Source organism: Streptomyces sp. SM1, from assembly GCF_002910825.1.
GTDB classification, from domain to species: domain Bacteria; phylum Actinomycetota; class Actinomycetes; order Streptomycetales; family Streptomycetaceae; genus Streptomyces; species Streptomyces okerensis.
Genome location: NZ_NEUB01000063.1, coordinates 1 through 1035, shown reverse-complemented (window position 1 = coordinate 1035; position 1035 = coordinate 1). Strand labels below are relative to the sequence as shown.

1 protein-coding gene is annotated in these 1035 nt (G+C 76.6%); it reads left to right on the top strand.

The window, feature by feature from the left end; genetic code table 11:
• Positions 1-890 (top strand): aminotransferase class I/II-fold pyridoxal phosphate-dependent enzyme (locus tag B9S61_RS01390; RefSeq protein WP_103540539.1); only part of this gene is annotated, 890 nt, incomplete at its 5' end.
• Positions 891-1035: the final 145 nt, after the last annotated feature.

The following is a 1035-nucleotide window of genomic DNA, read 5'->3' as shown; positions in this document are numbered from 1 at the left end:
TGCCCGGCGGCCCCGTCGTCGTCGCGTCGGGTGCCCTGGACGCGGTCGAGCGGGTCCTGGCGGCGCATCTCAGGCCCGGGGACGCGGTCGCCGTGGAGGACCCGGGGTGGGGGAGTCTCCTGGACCTGGTCCCGGCCCTCGGACTGCGGACCGTCCCCGTCGGCGTCGACGACGAGGGTCCGCTCCCCGACGACGTACGAACGGCCCTGGCGGACGGCGCGCGCGCCCTGATCGTCACCGACCGCGCGCAGAACCCGACCGGCGCGGCGCTGAGCGGCGCACGCGCGCGTGCCCTGCGGTCGGTGCTCGCCGATCACCCGGAGACGCTGCTGATCGAGGACGACCACGGGCATCACATCGTCGACCTCCCCCTCCATCCCCTCGCCGGGACCACCCGGAGCTGGGCCTTCGTACGTTCGGCGGCCAAGTCGTACGGTCCCGACCTGCGGCTCGCGGTGCTCACCGGGGACCCGGTCACCCTCGACCGGATGCGCGGCCGGCAGCGGCTCGGGCCGGGCTGGGTCAGCCTGATCGTCCAGCGCGCGGTGGCGCGGCTGTGGAGCGAGGGCGCGGTGGACCCGGCGGCCGTGGCGGCGGGCTACGGCCGACGCCGGGACGCGCTGATCGGGGCGCTGGCCCGGCGTGGGGCCGCGGCGTACGGACGCACCGGCATGAACGTGTGGGTACCGGTCCCGGACGAGACCGCGGCGGTCGCCCGGCTGCTGCACGCGGGCTGGGCGGTGGCACCCGGAGCCCGCTTCCGGATGAACGCGCCGCCGGGCATCCGGGTCACCGTCTCGAGCCTCCGGGAGGACGAGATCGAACCCCTGGCCGAGTCGATCGCCACGGTCATCGGTCCTGCTGGAGGACCGGCGCGGACCTACGTCTGATCCGGGAAACCCCGGGACCGCCGTACCGCCACCGCGGGAAACCTGGCCGGCGTCCGGCCTGTCGGCGCCCTGCGCTGCCGGGCGCCGTAGCCGGCGGTGCGTGCGGAGTGCGGGGCGGGGGCGGTGGTCGTGCCGGAGGTCCTCC